This window comes from Pseudomonas sp. DWP3-1-3b3 (genome assembly GCF_049896305.1).
In the GTDB taxonomy this organism is placed as follows: domain Bacteria; phylum Pseudomonadota; class Gammaproteobacteria; order Pseudomonadales; family Pseudomonadaceae; genus Aquipseudomonas; species Aquipseudomonas azotoformans_A.
The window spans coordinates 1-802 of sequence record NZ_JAFCUA010000027.1 but is presented as its reverse complement, the minus strand read 5'-3'; the positions used below and the strand labels follow the sequence as shown (position 1 = coordinate 802).

The 802-nt window shown below is 49.6% G+C and carries 1 rRNA gene; it reads left to right on the top strand.

Annotated elements, in window-relative coordinates:
- Window positions 1-460: 460 nt before the first annotated feature.
- Window positions 461-802: ribosomal RNA gene (locus ACP7BX_RS30850) — 16S ribosomal RNA — on the top strand; the annotation flags it as partial.

Sequence of the window (802 nt, the reverse complement as noted above, 5' to 3'; positions counted from 1 at the left end):
CTATAATTCGCCCCACTTCCGGCGCAGTCGAAACGGAAAACTCCTTGGTAAACAATGAGTTATGTAAGTTTCGACAGCAGGTTGCTTCAGTTCATCGAAGCCAAAAGGAAGTTGAAAAAGAGGTGTTGACAGCAGCGTGTAACGCTGTAGAATTCGCCTCCCGCTGACGAGAGATCTGAAGCGCAAGTGGTTGAAGTTGTTGAAGAAATCTTCGAAAGCTTCTGAAAATAATCACTTGACAGCAAATGAGGCTGCTGTAGAATGCGCGCCTCGGTTGAGACGAAAGATCTTAACCAGCCGCTCTTTAACAACTGAATCAAGCAATTCGTGTGGGTGCTTGTGGAGTCAGACTGATAGTCAACAAGATTATCAGCATCACAAGTTACTCCGCGAGAAATCAAAGATGTAACCAACGATTGCTGAGCCAAGTTTAGGGTTTCTTAAAAACCCAAAGATGTTTGAACTGAAGAGTTTGATCATGGCTCAGATTGAACGCTGGCGGCAGGCCTAACACATGCAAGTCGAGCGGTAGAGAGAAGCTTGCTTCTCTTGAGAGCGGCGGACGGGTGAGTAATGCCTAGGAATCTGCCTGGTAGTGGGGGATAACGTTCGGAAACGGACGCTAATACCGCATACGTCCTACGGGAGAAAGCAGGGGACCTTCGGGCCTTGCGCTATCAGATGAGCCTAGGTCGGATTAGCTAGTTGGTGAGGTAATGGCTCACCAAGGCGGCCGATGCAGATGTGGAAGCGCTGCTGCTGGTGGGCCTCTATCAACTGCTCTACACCCGCGTACCGGCCC